This is a genomic window from Pseudomonas putida (assembly GCF_030159595.1).
Taxonomy (GTDB): Bacteria; Pseudomonadota; Gammaproteobacteria; order Pseudomonadales; family Pseudomonadaceae; genus Aquipseudomonas; species Aquipseudomonas putida_AC.
In genome coordinates, this window is the sequence record NZ_BSKJ01000007.1 from 127,142 (window position 1) to 141,068 (window position 13,927).

General features: G+C 62.0%; 15 protein-coding genes. 9 read left to right on the top strand and 6 right to left on the bottom strand.

Annotated features, from left to right (window positions below):
• Positions 1 to 48: 48 nt before the first annotated feature.
• On the bottom strand, positions 49 to 294 hold the full coding sequence (locus tag QQL85_RS17045; protein WP_284354710.1) for a hypothetical protein: 246 nt from the start codon (positions 292 to 294) through the stop codon (positions 49 to 51).
• Positions 295 to 704: 410 nt separating this feature from the next.
• On the opposite strand from QQL85_RS17045, the gene QQL85_RS17050 reads away from it, so the two are divergent.
• Positions 705 to 1,190 carry a hypothetical protein gene (locus tag QQL85_RS17050; protein WP_284354709.1) on the top strand — a complete coding sequence of 162 codons (486 nt, stop codon included), beginning with the start codon at positions 705 to 707 and terminating at the stop codon, positions 1,188 to 1,190.
• 7 nt (positions 1,191 to 1,197) lie between these two features.
• On the opposite strand, the gene QQL85_RS17055 is transcribed toward QQL85_RS17050, so the two are convergent.
• Positions 1,198 to 2,109 (bottom strand): LysR family transcriptional regulator, encoded by a 912-nt coding sequence (locus tag QQL85_RS17055; RefSeq protein WP_284354708.1) that lies wholly within the window; start codon positions 2,107 to 2,109, stop codon positions 1,198 to 1,200.
• Between the two features lie 94 nt (positions 2,110 to 2,203).
• On the opposite strand from QQL85_RS17055, the gene QQL85_RS17060 reads away from it, so the two are divergent.
• Entirely contained in the window at positions 2,204 to 3,373 is a 1,170-nt protein-coding gene (locus tag QQL85_RS17060; protein ID WP_284354707.1) for an MFS transporter, read from the top strand.
• 51 nt (positions 3,374 to 3,424) lie between these two features.
• Here QQL85_RS17060 and QQL85_RS17065 read toward each other — a convergent pair whose 3' ends face one another.
• A complete protein-coding gene (locus QQL85_RS17065; RefSeq protein ID WP_284354706.1) occupies positions 3,425 to 4,048 on the bottom strand; it encodes a glutathione S-transferase family protein in 624 nt (207 codons plus the stop codon).
• A gap of 199 nt (positions 4,049 to 4,247) precedes the next feature.
• On the opposite strand from QQL85_RS17065, the gene QQL85_RS17070 reads away from it, so the two are divergent.
• Together QQL85_RS17070 and QQL85_RS17075 are read left to right on the top strand one after the other, a co-directional pair.
• Positions 4,248 to 4,550 carry a DUF3077 domain-containing protein gene (locus QQL85_RS17070; protein WP_284354705.1) on the top strand — a complete coding sequence of 101 codons (303 nt, stop codon included), beginning with the start codon at positions 4,248 to 4,250 and terminating at the stop codon, positions 4,548 to 4,550.
• 78 nt (positions 4,551 to 4,628) lie between these two features.
• Positions 4,629 to 5,351, top strand: coding sequence for a hypothetical protein (locus QQL85_RS17075; RefSeq protein ID WP_284354704.1), 723 nt, complete (start codon positions 4,629 to 4,631; stop codon positions 5,349 to 5,351).
• A 9-nt stretch (positions 5,352 to 5,360) separates the two neighbouring features.
• Here the strand turns inward: QQL85_RS17075 and QQL85_RS17080 are convergent, their stop codons facing one another.
• Positions 5,361 to 5,903: a WYL domain-containing protein gene (locus tag QQL85_RS17080; protein WP_284354703.1), complete on the bottom strand. Its 543-nt coding sequence runs from the start codon at positions 5,901 to 5,903 to the stop codon at positions 5,361 to 5,363.
• Positions 5,904 to 6,105: 202 nt separating this feature from the next.
• On the opposite strand from QQL85_RS17080, the gene QQL85_RS17085 reads away from it, so the two are divergent.
• Positions 6,106 to 6,351, top strand: coding sequence for a type II toxin-antitoxin system prevent-host-death family antitoxin (locus QQL85_RS17085; RefSeq protein ID WP_284354702.1), 246 nt, complete (start codon positions 6,106 to 6,108; stop codon positions 6,349 to 6,351).
• A 93-nt stretch (positions 6,352 to 6,444) separates the two neighbouring features.
• Here QQL85_RS17085 and QQL85_RS17090 read toward each other — a convergent pair whose 3' ends face one another.
• Positions 6,445 to 7,869: a PLP-dependent aminotransferase family protein gene (locus tag QQL85_RS17090; protein ID WP_284354701.1), complete on the bottom strand. Its 1,425-nt coding sequence runs from the start codon at positions 7,867 to 7,869 to the stop codon at positions 6,445 to 6,447.
• 325 nt (positions 7,870 to 8,194) lie between these two features.
• Between QQL85_RS17090 and QQL85_RS17095 the strand changes: the two genes are divergently transcribed.
• Positions 8,195 to 9,607, top strand: a complete 1,413-nt coding sequence (locus QQL85_RS17095) for an amino acid permease (RefSeq protein ID WP_284354700.1) — start codon at positions 8,195 to 8,197, stop codon at positions 9,605 to 9,607.
• A 3-nt stretch (positions 9,608 to 9,610) separates the two neighbouring features.
• Here the strand turns inward: QQL85_RS17095 and QQL85_RS17100 are convergent, their stop codons facing one another.
• Entirely contained in the window at positions 9,611 to 9,790 is a 180-nt protein-coding gene (locus tag QQL85_RS17100; RefSeq protein ID WP_284354823.1) for a hypothetical protein, read from the bottom strand.
• Between the two features lie 117 nt (positions 9,791 to 9,907).
• Between QQL85_RS17100 and QQL85_RS17105 the strand changes: the two genes are divergently transcribed.
• From QQL85_RS17105 to QQL85_RS17115, 3 genes are all read left to right on the top strand, one after another.
• The gene (locus QQL85_RS17105) at positions 9,908 to 10,444 is read left to right on the top strand and encodes an RNA polymerase sigma factor (protein WP_284354699.1); all 537 of its coding nucleotides are present in this window, start codon (positions 9,908 to 9,910) and stop codon (positions 10,442 to 10,444) included.
• The gene (locus QQL85_RS17110; RefSeq protein ID WP_284354698.1) at positions 10,441 to 11,283 is read left to right on the top strand and encodes a FecR family protein; all 843 of its coding nucleotides are present in this window, start codon (positions 10,441 to 10,443) and stop codon (positions 11,281 to 11,283) included. The genes QQL85_RS17105 and QQL85_RS17110 overlap by 4 nt, the downstream gene beginning before the upstream one ends.
• Before the next feature lie 201 nt (positions 11,284 to 11,484).
• A complete protein-coding gene (locus QQL85_RS17115) occupies positions 11,485 to 13,890 on the top strand; it encodes a TonB-dependent siderophore receptor (protein ID WP_284354697.1) in 2,406 nt (801 codons plus the stop codon).
• Positions 13,891 to 13,927 lie beyond the last annotated feature (37 nt).

A 13,927-nucleotide genomic window follows, 5' to 3' on the forward strand; every position in this document is an offset into this window, starting at 1 on the left:
TGCAAGTGGCCTGGGGGCAAGTGTACGCGCACGCGGTGACGAAAGCCTTCAGGCCTCTGGCGTCAGCCCGAGCAGCACTTGAATCTGGTGCTGCAACTGGCTCACATGTTCGCGCTCTGCGCGCAGGGCGGCGTGCAACGTGCTGTTCTCCTGCTGGTGAAGGCGGGCGGTTTGCTCCCGTTCACGGTCGCTTTGCAACAGGTTCCACATCTCGCCTTGACGGACGGATTGCAGGCATACAAGCAGCAGGGTGATGCTGCAGACACACAGCAGGGAGATTTCCATCGCTTCCATTTAACGTTTCCTTGGGACGTGGCAACAAGCCGGTAAGCGAGACGATATGTCTATTAAGGATACATGTCGATAATGGTGACTTGTACAGGTAAAGGAATGGCGCAGGTTCCTCGGGCCTTACCTGGGTGCGGCATGGTGCTAGGTTAAGGCAATTTGATATCGCTCGACGGGCGCAACGCCATGCTGGCAAGGCGTTGCCTGCAATCGGTCTCTGGTTGGCTGAAGACGAAGGGTTTCGCCTGAATGTGACGGGTTAGTTGACATATCTCTCACGCTCTACTCGGCTGTGATCAAGTGGGCGAGCCTTGTCGGATACTGCCCAATTACTCAATTGTGCGACTCATCAGTGGATCCAGTGATGCCATTTTGATAGTTTTCCGCTCATTACCGCTGTATCCGGACAGGAATTGATGAGCCAGCCACACGAACACAGCACTTTGACCCCGCTCGCGAAGCCGATTGTGGACGAGGTGATCGAGAATACCCTTCAGGCAGATGCTTCGCCTCAGCCGGCCACCGAGCAAGGCACGCTGCACGCCAGTATCGAAGTGCTGAACCAGAAGCTTGTGGCAAGTACCCTGGCCCGGGTGCAGAAGGAGGGTGCTATCCGCAAGCGCCTTGAGCAGCACCAGCAGCAACTGGCAGACAGCAACCTGGCCAGGGAGGGCCTGTCGGCCACGGTGACCACGGCGCTGAAGAAGCTCGCACAGGCTACCAACACCCAGGCCGACCGCGTGGACAGCGTGGAGGCGCGGTTGGTCAGCCTGGCTGAGCGCCAGTGTGAATGCGACGGCCAGCGAGCGCACGGTTGGCCAGCGTATCTGGAGCGTCATGCCGTGTCCTTGTTGGCCTTGGCGGTGGCTGTGTTTACGCTGGGGCTGCACCTGCTCGGTTAATGCACGGCTATAGGGGCCTGTGCAGGTTGCGAGACAGTTGCTCTACCAGAAAGTCCACAAACACCCGCACCCGCGCCGGCATCGCCGAGCCGCCAACGAATACTGCATGAATCGGCTCGCGATCGTCGGGGTTGTAGGCCTCCAGCAGCGGCACCAGCCGTCCGCTGGCCAGGTCATCGACCACGGTGAAGGTGCCTATGCGCGCCACGCCGGCACCCAACCTGGCCAGTTGCGCCAGGGCTTCACCGCTGCTGCATTCGATATTGCCGGCCACCTTCAGTGAAAACACTTCGCCATTGCGGCGAAACGGCCAGTCGGGTGCGGCGCGGCGGAAGTTGAAGCGCAGGCAGTTGTGCCGGGCCAGGTCCTCCGGCACAAGTGGCGTACCGCAGCGTTGCAGGTACTCGGGCGAGGCGACCACCACCTGGCCAGTTTCGCCTATGGCACGCGCGCTCAACGAGCTGTCTGGCAGGTGACCGAAACGCAGCGCCACGTCGGTCTGGCCACCGAGAATGTCGGCCACCTCGTCGCTGAGGGTCAGGTCGACCAGCACTTGAGGATAACGCGCGCTGAACGCTGCCAGCAGCGGCACCACGGTCAGGCGGCCATGGCCCAGCGCAGCGCTGACCCGCAAGCGTCCGCGGGGTACGCCCTGGTCGGTGATGGTGTCCTCCAGTTCCAGCATGTCGGCCAGCACCCGTCGCGCACCGCGCAGGTACGCCTCACCCTCGGGGGTGAGGGTGATCGCCCGGGTGGTGCGCAGCAGCAGGCGCGTGCCCAGGCGCTGTTCGGTGCGGGCGAGGATGCGGCTGACGGCGGAAGGTGTCAGGCCCAGTGCCCGGGCGGCGGCGGACAGGCTGCCTTCTTGCGCCACCTTGGCAAAAATCTCCATCTCTCCGGATCTTCCACTGAAGTCCATTTGTGTCTCTCAGGCAAAGGTGATTCGCAAAAACGCAGTCTAGTGCGGTTTTTAAACACTTTGTAGCATTTGCGGCATAGATAAGGAGCTTGCCATGCGTATCAATCCACCTCTGGTCGCACTCGCCATCGGTGCCTTTGGCATCGGTGTCACCGAGTTCGCCCCCATGGGCATGTTGCCCAGTATCGCCACCGACCTTGGCGTTTCCATCCCTGCTGCCGGGCTGCTGGTCAGTGCCTATGCCATCGGTGTGCTGATTGGCGCGCCGCTGATGACGCTGGCCACGGTGAAGATCCCGCGACGTTACCTGTTGATCGGGCTAATGGCCATTTTCACCTTGGGCAACCTGATGTCGGCTTTGGCCAGTGACTACGCCAGCCTGCTGGTGGCCCGCGTGGTCACTTCGTTGAACCACGGCGCATTTTTCGGCATCGGCTCGATCGTTGCGGCCAGTGTGGTACCGCCCGAGAAGCGCGCTGGCGCCGTGGCTGCGATGTTCATGGGCTTGACCCTGGCCACCATCGGTGGGGTGCCGCTGGCGACCTGGTTTGGTGAAATGCTGGGCTGGCGCACAGCGTTCTGGGGTATTGCCGGGCTAGGCTTGGTGGCGATGACCACGCTCTGGTATGCGCTGCCTGATGTCGCATCGCCCAAGGGTGATGGGGCCATGGCTGAAATCCGCGTGCTGGGCCGTGGGCCAGTGCTGGCGGCGTTGTTGCTGACGGTGGTGGGGTCCAGTGCGATGTTCACGGTGTTCACCTACATTGCGCCAATCCTGCAGAGTGAGGCGGCGGCCTCCACTACCTTCGTGACGGTCATGCTGGTGCTGTTCGGGGTTGGCCTGACCTTGGGCAATATGTGGGGCGGCAAGGCGGCGGACCACTCTATCGATCGCACGCTGATTCTGTCGTTGGCGGTGCTGATTGCGGTGCTGCTGGCATTCCCGCTGGTCCTGGCCTGGCCACTGCCAACGGCCTTGGCGGTGCTGGTGTGGGGGGCAGCCAGCTTTGCCCTGGTACCGCCGCTGCAGATGCGGGTGATGGAGGCGGCCAAGGATGCGCCCAACCTGGCGTCGGCGGTGAACATCGGCGCGTTCAACCTGGGCAATGCGATTGGCGCGGCGCTCGGTGGCGCGGTGATCAACGCAGGACTGGGTTACCCGGCGATCGCCCTGGCAGGGGCGGCGATGGCGGCGTTGGGGCTGGTGATGGTGCTGCTGTTTGCCTGGCGTGGTCGGGTGGTGGCGGGCCAGGTTGCGGTGTAACAAACCTGTATCGTCGGGGCTGCATGCAGCCCCGGCGTCTTCCTTTTGATGTTAGGGCGTGCCGTTGCGACCATGCAGGTGATAGGCCGGGCGCTCGCTCAGGCGTTCGTAGTAATCGCGTACGGCCGGCAAGTGCGGATGCTCGAACGGTGTTTCGAACCAGCGGTTGACCGACAGGCCGATAGGGATGTCGGCCAGGGTGAACTGGCTGCCGGCCACATAGGCACCGGTGCTGGCCAGCTGGCGGTCGAGGATGTGCATGTAACGCGACCACTCGGCGCAACCGGCTGCAAGCGCCTGTGGGTCCTGGTGGGCGGGCGAATGCCTGACCAGCGACATGAATGCGTAGCTCCAGGAGCGGTTCAGGTCCGAGGCCTGCCAGTCGATCCACTGGTCGATCCTGGCCCGTGCCTGCGCCTCGCTCGGGTAGAACGCAGTGGCACCGTAGCGGTTGGCCAGGTAGCGGATGATGCTGTTGGACTCCCACAGGGTGAAGTCGCCATCCTGGATCACCGGGATCATGGCGTTGGGGTTAAGCGCAAGGAACTCGGCACTGTCGGTAGGCTGGAAGCCCGAACCCCAGTCTTCACGCTCGAACGCGACTTCGAACTCGGCACAGGCCCACAGGACTTTCCGCACGTTGATGGAAGAGGCTCGGCCCAGTATCCGTAGCATGGTGTTCGTCCTTGTAGAGGGGTAGTTGATCGTCCGCCACTGCCCAGGGGCTGGTCAAGGGGCAGATCAGCGACCGAGCGCCCCTTTAGCCGGGTTCTTGTAGTCCATTTCCGAAAGTAACCCTTTCCACCCCATTGGCCATTGTGGTGGCGCCGGCAGCCCCCTAGTCTCGGCACGCTCGTAACCCCGAGGAATGGACATGGAAAACGACACGCCCCAAAACAGCAACACGCTCAATGTCGTGCGTGCAGCAAGCCGGTTTGGCAATGCCGATGCCGAACTGGTGCAAATGAAACCTCAATTGCCATTTAGCACCGCATTGATGGAAGCTTCGAGCATCATGGGTTGCATCACCGAAATCACCCGCAAGGCCATCGACAGGCCAGGTGACCGCAAGGTGATGATGACAGCCACGTTCTATCTGGCAGGCATGGCCAAGGCACTGATCGATGGCCAGCTGTTGCAGATGCGTCAGGCGCGCGAAGGCGAGGGTGAAGCCTAGCCAGGCTTGCCTGTGGGCCACGAACTTGGCAACCTTGGGCAGTTTGAATCGCCGTATCATGACAGAAGGAAGCATGCATTGAGCTGGGACAAGGTGGGGAAGCTTCTCGTCGCCGTGCTGATTGGCCTGATGGTCCTGTTGGCCGCTTACGCGCTGCTCAGGGGCAACCCGCGCCTGGAGGCGTCACTGACCTATGCCTACCTCACTTACCCCAGCCAGTTCAGCGAGCGTATCAGCAAAGCCAGCGAGCAGCTCAAGTACGAGCAGTTGCAGGGGCGTATCAACAGCATCGACCAGGGCGAACTGAGCCATGATCAGGTCGAACGGCTGATCGAAATGGCCCAGGCGCCGTATGCACAGCTGTTCGCCAAGCCGTTCGAGGCCGGGCTGGTCGACCACCGTACCGGCTTGCTCATCGAACTGCGCAACAGTGGTGACGCACCGGTACGGCAGGTGAAAATCCGCCTGCCAGCCAAGGGGCTGGTGCAAGTGCGCGATGCTGCCGGCAACGACACATTGCTGGAGAGCGCCAGCGCGCAGGTGGATATCCCGGCCATCGAACCAGGTGGCACATGCAAGGTATGGGTGTATTTCGACGCCGACTATTCGCAGATCCGCCAGGGCGGGGTCAGCATCAGCCACGCTGACGGTGTGGCCAATGTGCAGGTGTACCACGAGGTCATCGGTTTCCCTGCCACAGTGGCCCGCTACAGCCGCGAGCTGATGGTGTTGCTGGGGGTATTGGGGGGCAGTGTGTTGGGCCTTGGATATGCCTGCCTCTCGCGACGTCGCGCGGTATAACTGCTTCGGTCAACATTCGCCATTGTGCAGCGCCAGGCTCTGGCGCAGCTGTTCCAGCATGGCCACGCGCAGCATGTGGGGCGCATGCACCCGGATCGAACCGGCCTGGGACAGCAGCCAAGTCATCAGCGCGCGGTTGTCGTCGACACTTGCCAGCAGTGTGGCGCCGCCATTTTGTTGTGGCGTCAGTTGCATATCCGTAGAAAGCGGGTGCGCTTCCAGGCGTCGAGCCAGTACGTCATCGACCCAGGCGTGCAGTTCAATGCGCGGCGGTGGGACAAGCACGTCGGGCTGCAAATGTTGTGCTTCGTTAAGGTCCAGACCCGGTTGCCAGTACCAGCCGTAAGGTATGCCTTTGCTGTTGCATTGCAGTGGGAACAGCGCCGCGAGCTCGACCAGGTCGCGCTCGACGGTGCGTTTGCTGGTGGTATGGCCCACAGTCTTCAGGGCAGCCTGCAACTGGGTGGAGCTCATTCCCGGGTGGCGACCGGGCAGCAACTTGAGGAGCTGCCACTGGCGGGCGATGGTGTGGCGGGTAGGGTGGCTGGGCAAAGGGCTCGTCCTTGAGGCAGGCGCCAAACCTGTCGAGTGATGGCGTATGGCTATTGCCTCAGCATACCCTTTTGCTGAATGGGATCCAAGTTTTCGGTCGAGTCATTCAGTGGGATGCCTCTCTGAGCCCGAGCCATTGCATCTTGTTTGTGTCCTATTTATGGACCAAAAAAAATATAGCCCAATTTAGAGGGTGAAGAACATGCAATCCATATTCGCTGACGTGGCAGTAAGCGTTTCGGAACTGAAAAAGAACCCGTCCGCCGTTATGACCAGCGCTGCTGGCATGCCTGTCGCAGTGCTCAACCACAATCGTGTGATGGGTTACATGGTGCCGGCGGAGCTGTACGAGGCCATGATGGAGCGCCTTGAAGATCTCGAACTGAGCGAACTGACCAGGTCACGGTTGGGTGAAAAGGGCGTACCGGTGTCTCTGGATGACCTATAAGCTAGAATTTCTGCCTTCGGCTTTAGCGGCTCAAAAGCGTTAGGTGATGGCACGCTGGTGCATTCACAATATGTTCAGCGCCCGCCATACACACTACACCCCACCCCGCCGCACATGCTTCACCAGCACCTTCTCCAACAACTCCCACATCGCCGGCTCCGTGCTGAACGCCACATTGAACCGCATCCACCCGGTCGCCTTGGCATCCACCATGAACAACTGCCCAGGCCCAAGCATGATGCCTTTCTCCAGCGCATCATCCAGCAACGCCGCGCTGTCCGGAATGGCCGGGTGGCGGGTCCAGATGTACATGCCTTCATCCGATTCGGTGAACAGTTCAAAGCCCAATCGATGCAAATGCCGGCCAACTTCCTGGTGCGCCTCGGCTAAACGCTGGCGCAGGCGCTTGAGGTGTTTGCGCCAGCGGCCGTCGATGATCGCGGCGTACACCACGCGCTCCATCACCTGCGAGGTGGTCAGGCCCGAGCGCATCTTCAGGTGCAGCAATTTCTGCATCAGCTCGGGGTTGGCGAGCATGTAGCCGACCCTCACGTTGGGCGAAATGCTCTTGGAGTAGCTGCCCACATACACCACCTGCTGCAGGTGGTCGAGGCTGGCCAGGCAGGGCTGTGGTTCGGCGACCATGTCGGCGTACAGGTTGTTTTCCACCAGGCGGAAGCCGTGCTGGCTGGCCAGTTGCAGCAAGCGGTGCAACTGCGGCAGCGGGGTACGCGAGCAGGTCGGGCTGTGCAGGTGCGGCTGGGTGAAGAACGCCGTCGGGCGGTGATGGGTGAGCAACTGCTCCAACTGGTTCAGGTCGTAACCGGCCGGCGTGCGTGGCACGCCGACCAGGGTAGCGCCCTGGGTACGCAGGATGCTCATCAGGTTGGGGTAGCCAGGGTCGTCCACCAGCACCACATCGCCCGGGCGCACCAGCGTGCGGGCGGCCAGGTCCAGGGCCTGGCTGGCGCCGTGGGTGAGCATCAGTTGCGCCGGGTTGGCGACGATCGACAGCTCTTGCTGCAGGTTCTGCGCGGTCAGTGCACGCAGCTCCATCAGGCCCATGGGGTCGCCGTAGCCGGACAATTCCAACGGGCTGCCGGCCACCTGGCGCAGGCCGCGACGCAGGCCGTCTTCGTACATCCAGTCGTTGGGCAGCCAGCCGCACCCCGGTTTGTAGGGCAGCTGGCGGATCTCGAAGATCTGCTGCAGGTACCACTCGGAGTTGAACGTTGGTCGACTGGTGTCGGCCTCGACGTTGTGCGGGTCCAGCAGTTCGCCTGCCGCCCGGTTGACGAAGAACCCCGCATTGCCACGGCTCACCAGCAGCCCTTGGGCGACCAGGCGGTCGTAAGCTTCGACCACGGTGAAGGTGCTCACCGAATAGCTCGCGGCAAAGGCGCGGATCGACGGCACCTTGGCGCCCGGCTTGAGGGTCTGGTTGTCGATCAACTCACGCAGCCCGTCGATGATCTGATTGACCAACGGGGTGGAAGAGTCTGGATGTAGTTCGAACATTCGGGGCCTTCAGGGTGCGTATCGCCTGGCGTTTGCAGGGTGTACTGCAAGGGCGACCTGTACAGTGCAGTGCGAGATTCATGCCACTGTGCATGGCTCTCTGCGTCGGACATTTTTACATTAGGTGTCGGATATCGCCACATAAAGCATGTTCAGTTCGCCTCAGGCAGCCGTCCTGGGGCGCGTCAGCAGGCCGCCATGGAGGGCCTGCGTGTGTTTGTTCACACCATCCTGCCCGCATTAGCACTGATGTACAGGTGAAGCCGCCAGCCATCGGGGTTTCACAGTTTTCCTTGGATAAAAAGAAGCACGGGGTACACAACTGATGGACGCAACATCCACAACCACCACCGCGAAAAGCGGGCACGAGAGCAAGCTCAGTGCCTCGCTGAAGTCGCGCCACCTGACGATGATGTCCATCGCCGGGGTTATTGGCGGCGCCTTGTTCGTCGGTTCCGGCAGCGTGATCCACAGCGCCGGCCCAGCCGCTGTCCTGGCCTACCTGGCGGGCGGCATCCTGGTGGTACTGATCATGCGCATGCTGGGTGAAATGGCGACTTCCTCGCCAGACACCGGCTCGTTCTCCACCTACGCCGACCGCGCCATTGGCCGCTGGGCCGGTTTCACCATCGGCTGGCTGTACTGGTGGTACTGGGTCATCCTCATGGCCTGGGAAGCCTATGTGGCGGGCAAGATCCTGCATGGCTTCTTCCCTGACGTCAGCGTCAACGTGTTCGTGCTGGCCACGACCCTGTTGCTGATCACCGTCAACTTCTTCAACGTCAAGCACTACGGTGAGTTCGAGTTCTGGTTCGCCTTGATCAAGGTGATCGCGATCGTCTGCTTCCTGATCGTGTGTACTGCTGCCGTGATGAACGTCTGGCAGTTCGGTGAAGTGCGTGGCATCAGCCATCTCACCGCCGAAGGCTTCATGCCCAATGGCATCACCACCGTGATCGGTGCCTTGCTCGGGGTGATGTTCGCCTTCCTGGGTGCTGAAATCGTCACCATCGCTGCTTCCGAAGCCAAGGACCCGGCCGCGCAAATCGTCAAGGCCACCAACTCGGTAGTCTGGCGTGTGTGCCTGTTCTACGTCGGTTCGATCTTCCTGATCGTCTGCCTGGTACCGTGGAACGACCCGCACCTGGGCGTTTCCGGCTATGGTGCCTACCGCCGTACCCTGGAGCTGCTGGGCGTGCCGTATGCCGAGCTGCTGATGAACTTCGTGGTGCTGACCTCGGTGAGCAGCTGCCTGATCTCGGGCCACTACACCGCTTCGCGCATGCTGTTCTCCCTGGCCCAGCGTGGCGACGCACCGTCGTTCTTCAAGATCACCCGCGCCGGCACTGGTGTACCGGTTTACGCGATCATGGGCTCGTGCGCCGTGGCCGTGGTGTGTGCGCTGATCAACTTCAGCGAGACCCTGCGCCCGAAAGATGTGCTGGATACCCTGATGAACACCACCGGCATGATCGCCCTGCTGGTGTACCTGGTCATTGCCTTCTCGCAGCTGCGCATGCGCCGCAAGCTGATTGCCGAGGGCAAGGAAGTACGCCTGAAGATGTGGTTGTTCCCGTGGCTGACCTACCTGGTGATCGCGTTCATCGTGGCGGCCCTGGTGACCATGGCCTTCATGCCTGACTACCAGATTCTGGTGATCTCCACCGGTATCGCTGCGGCAGTCGTGGTGGCGATGGGTGTAATCCACCAAATCCGCTCGGGTAACAAGCAGCACTAAGCGTCACTCGCGTGTGGAAACGGCCGGCGCCCTTGGGGACCCGGCCGTTTCGCGTTGTTGGGCCTGGGCTTTTTCTGCGGGCATGTGAAAGCGCTGGTTCATCCAGGGCGAGCCGAGCAGGGCGGCGGCAGCGATCAGGGCCAGGATGGCGAGGGCTATGTAGGTTTTCATGGGCATGCGCATGCAAGGGATGACCTGAAGCATAGCCAGCCAGTTCCGGCGCGGTGACTGGCGATTGGCTGACAAATGTATGTCTCAGCCCCTACAATGCGAAGCATTATCACTTGGCATCGGCCCGTCATGTCCAACACACCGCCCAACCAGGAACTGCTTGACGCGCTGGCGTTGCACTATGACGACCTTGTCCGGTACATCAAGCAGCGCTTTCGCGATCGGCACTTTGCCCGCGACCTGGTTCACGACGTCTACCTGCAGATCCTCGACAAACCACCTCGCCAGCGCATCTCGTTGCCACTGGCATTCCTGCGCAAGGTCACGTTCAACCGGGCCATCGACCGCGTGCGCGCCGAATCGCTGCGTGCAGCTCACCTGGCCGCCGCCAGTCATGACGAACCGGCCCTGGACAGCTGGGACGGTGCCCGCGAGCTGGATTTCGAGCAACAGTTGCATGCCCTGCTGGCGATTATTGAAGCCTTGCCGGCGCGTCAGCGCCAAGTATTCCTGCTGCACCGCATCCACGGCATGGCCCAGCGAGACATCGCTGACGAGCTTGAGATTTCGACCAACATGGTGACTCAGCATTTCAACCGTGCGCTGCGCACCATCGCTAGCCGTTGGGAGCCGGCCCGGCGTGTGCATGGCGAGGGGCGGGCATGAGCCAGGACAAACGTAACGACAAGCCTCAGGCCGACCCATTGGACGCGTTCAGCGAAGCCCTTCGCGCGCGGGTAGCGTCCCGCGAGGCGTTGCTCGCTGAAGGCAAGGCCATGACTGCACACCGGCGCAAGGCAGGCAAGGCGGCCAAGGCAAGTCTGTTGTCATTGCTGCTGGCCGGCGGCCTGTGGTGGCTGGACCCTGCCTGGCAGACCGAGCAGGTAAGGGTGGCAGTGGGCATTCAGCGCGAGCTGGTGCTGGCGGACGGTAGCCAGGTGCTGCTGGATTCCGGCAGCCGCTTGCTGATCGAACGGCGCCTGCGCAGCCGGCAGCTTGAGCTGGTCGAAGGGCAGGCGCGCTTTACCGTAGTGCATGCCGATGCGCCGTTCATTGTCCGCAGCCAGGGCGTGCAGGTGCGTGATATCGGTACGGTGTTCGACGTACGTAGCGATGCGCGTGGCGTGCGGGTAGGGGTGCAGGAAGGTGCAGTTGAAGTCGGCAGTGGGCACGGCGCCGTGCAGCAACTGACGGCCGGGCAGCAACTGCTTGCGGTCGCCGGTGAGCTGGGGGCGGTGCAGGCAGTGCAGCCTGGCGCGATGGCAGCCTGGAGCCGCTCGGTGTTGCGCTTTGACGGTACACCGTTAGGCGATGCGATTGTGGATTTGCAGCGCTACTGCGAGATGCCATTGCGCTTGGCGGACGAGCGCACGGGTAGCTTGCGCTTGTCGGGCGAATTCGACAGCCGACAGGTGCGGGCGTTGCTGGAGCACTTGCCGGCGGTGTTGCCTGTGACGGTGGTGCGCGGTGCTGATGGTGGCGTAGTCATTGGCCGACTTGATTGATTGCCTGTACCGGCCTCTTCGCGGGTAAACACGCTCCCACAGGATGGCGCCGTGGCTGAAACCTGCGCTGAACCTGTGGGAGCCGGCTCACCCGCGAAAGGGCCGGACGAGCAAACCAATACTTATTTTCATTAGCACATCAACATCCGCCCATGCCCAACCGCCATTCCCATGAAGTCACTTGAATCGTATGGGGAACACATGGGTAACCACCTTTCACCGCTGACGCTGCTGGCCGCCAGCCTGCTCACTTGCGCCAGCGTCCAGGCGCAGGACGCCACCTACGCCCTGGACATCCCGGCACAACGCCTGGATCGCTCGCTAAATGCGCTGGCCCAGCAAACGGGCACTCGCATCCTGTTTGCCACCGATGCTGCCGAGGGCCGGCAGGCGGGTGCGGTACAAGGGCGCATGAGTGTCGCGCAAGCCTTGCAGCAATTGCTTGCCGGATCGGGCTTGCAGTTGCAGCGTGCCGGGGAGGGTTACTTGATTGGCGCACCGGCCAGTGGCACGGCGCTGGAGTTGGGCGCTACCAACATCGACAGCCAGCGCTACAGCAACAGCACCGATGGCACAGGCGCCTATACACTGGGCACCACGCGTGCCGGCACCGGCCTGAGCCTGTCGCTGCGTGAAACGCCACAGTCGATCAGCGTGGTCACCCGCCAGCGCATGGATGACCAAGGCTTGAACGACCTCACCGAAGTGCTGCAGCAAACCCCGGGTCTGTCGGTACAAAGCCTGGGCAGCGAGCGTTTCAACATCTACTCGCGTGGCTACTCGGTAGACAACTACCAGTTTGACGGCATCCCCACCACCCTCGACATCGTCAGCCAGGTGTCGGCACAGAGCCTGGCCGACATGGCCATCTACGACCATGTCGAGGTATTACGGGGGGCCACCGGTCTGTTGACCGGCGCAGGTGACCCGTCGGCCACCATCAACCTGGTGCGCAAGCGGCCTACCGCTGAATTCAAAGGGCATGTCAGCGCCGGCCTGGGGTCGTGGAACAAGTACCGCACCGAAGTCGACCTGTCCGGGCCGCTGACCCCTACCGGCAACGTGCGCGGGCGCATGGTTGCCGCCTACCAGCAGAACGACAGCTTCGTTGACCACTACCACCAGGAAAAGCAGGTGTTCTACGGCATCCTTGAAGCCGACTTAAGCGACAGCACCTTGCTCACCGTGGGGGCCGACTATCAACGCAACCGCCCGGAGGGTTCGTCGTCGGTGGCGTTCCCGTTGTTCTACAGCAACGGCGAGCAGACCGATTTTTCCCGCTCCACCAACAGCGCCGCACGCTGGAGCAGCAACCCTCAGGACGCGTTGAACACCTTCGCCAGCATCGAGCAGCAACTGGGACACGACTGGAGCCTGCGGTTGGCGGTGAACCAGATGTACATCAACCGCGACGACTACCAACTGGCGACCGCCAGCTGGGGCTTCCCCGACAAGCAGACCGGCGAAGGCGTGCGCCTGTATGGCGGTGCCGGCAGCACCTGGCAGAAGCAGGTGGGCGTGGATGCCCAGCTCAAGGGGCCATTCCAGGCATTTGGCCGCGAGCATGAGTTGGTGCTGGGCTACAACTTCTCCCGCTATCAGAATCACCACGACCCGCTGCGCGGCACCGCAATCGAAGGCACCCGGGTCAACTTCTACACCTGGGACAACTACACCACCAAGCCCAACACCAGCAACGGCAAGCTGTACGACGGTGACACCAGCATCTACCAGAGCGGCACCTACCTGGCCACGCGCCTGCGGCCTACGGATGATCTGTCGGTCATCCTGGGCGCCCGGGTCAGCAATTACCGTTACCGCTACGACCTCAGCACGCAGCCGAACAAGATCCCGGGTAACCGCGAAAGTGGTGTGGTAACGCCCTATGCCGGTGTGGTCTACGACCTGAGCGACATCCACTCGGTGTATGCCAGCTACACCAGTATCTTCAAGCCGCAGACGGTACGGGATGCCAGCGGTGCGACGCTGGCGCCGCGTGAAGGTGACAACTACGAAGTCGGCCTCAAGAGCGAGTACTTCGGCGGGCGCTTGCAAACCAGCGTAGCGGCGTTCGAGATCAAGCAGGACAACCTGGCCGTGGTCGATCCGGGACAGGTCGTGCCAGGCACCACCACGGCGGCTTATCGTGCGATTTCCGGTGCGACCACGCGCGGCTTCGAAGTGGAGGCCAGCGGTGAGCTGCAGCCGGGCTGGAACCTCAGTGCCAGCTATAACCACAGCATCATCAAGGACGCCGACGGCGAGCGCATCAACACCGTGTTTCCGGCCAACATGGTCAAGCTGTGGACCACCTATCGTCTGCCGGGCGAGCTGGAACGTCTGACCGTAGGGGGTGGCATGAACTGGCAGAGCGGCACGCACTTTACCGCTGCGCCCAGCGAGCTGGGCACCGTGAAGGCCAAGCAAGGGCAGTTCGCCGTGTTCAACCTGATGGGGCGCTACCAGATCACCGACCAGCTTTCGACCACGCTGAACGTCAACAACCTGTTCGACAAGCAGTACCTCAGTGCGCTGGATACCACGTTCTACAGTGGCTATTACGGCGAACCGCGCAACGTCATGGTGACCACCCGCTGGGATTTCTGATTGCAAGTGCGGCCCTATTGCCGGAGATAGGGCCCTC

What these genes read in the sequence shown, in the direction of transcription:
- QQL85_RS17070 (WP_284354705.1), top strand. Translation starts at nt 4,248, where the DNA reads ATGGAAAACGACACGCCCCAAAACAGCAACACGCTCAATGTCGTGCGT.
- QQL85_RS17110 (WP_284354698.1), top strand. Translation starts at nt 10,441, where the DNA reads ATGAGCCAGGACAAACGTAACGACAAGCCTCAGGCCGACCCATTGGAC.
- QQL85_RS17100 (WP_284354823.1), bottom strand. Translation starts at nt 9,790, where the DNA reads ATGCGCATGCCCATGAAAACCTACATAGCCCTCGCCATCCTGGCCCTG.
- QQL85_RS17095 (WP_284354700.1), top strand. Translation starts at nt 8,195, where the DNA reads ATGGACGCAACATCCACAACCACCACCGCGAAAAGCGGGCACGAGAGC.
- QQL85_RS17090 (WP_284354701.1), bottom strand. Translation starts at nt 7,869, where the DNA reads ATGTTCGAACTACATCCAGACTCTTCCACCCCGTTGGTCAATCAGATC.
- QQL85_RS17085 (WP_284354702.1), top strand. Translation starts at nt 6,106, where the DNA reads ATGCAATCCATATTCGCTGACGTGGCAGTAAGCGTTTCGGAACTGAAA.
- QQL85_RS17105 (WP_284354699.1), top strand. Translation starts at nt 9,908, where the DNA reads ATGTCCAACACACCGCCCAACCAGGAACTGCTTGACGCGCTGGCGTTG.
- QQL85_RS17045 (WP_284354710.1), bottom strand. Translation starts at nt 294, where the DNA reads ATGGAAGCGATGGAAATCTCCCTGCTGTGTGTCTGCAGCATCACCCTG.
- QQL85_RS17060 (WP_284354707.1), top strand. Translation starts at nt 2,204, where the DNA reads ATGCGTATCAATCCACCTCTGGTCGCACTCGCCATCGGTGCCTTTGGC.
- QQL85_RS17055 (WP_284354708.1), bottom strand. Translation starts at nt 2,109, where the DNA reads ATGGACTTCAGTGGAAGATCCGGAGAGATGGAGATTTTTGCCAAGGTG.
- QQL85_RS17115 (WP_284354697.1), top strand. Translation starts at nt 11,485, where the DNA reads ATGGGTAACCACCTTTCACCGCTGACGCTGCTGGCCGCCAGCCTGCTC.
- QQL85_RS17065 (WP_284354706.1), bottom strand. Translation starts at nt 4,048, where the DNA reads ATGCTACGGATACTGGGCCGAGCCTCTTCCATCAACGTGCGGAAAGTC.
- QQL85_RS17050 (WP_284354709.1), top strand. Translation starts at nt 705, where the DNA reads ATGAGCCAGCCACACGAACACAGCACTTTGACCCCGCTCGCGAAGCCG.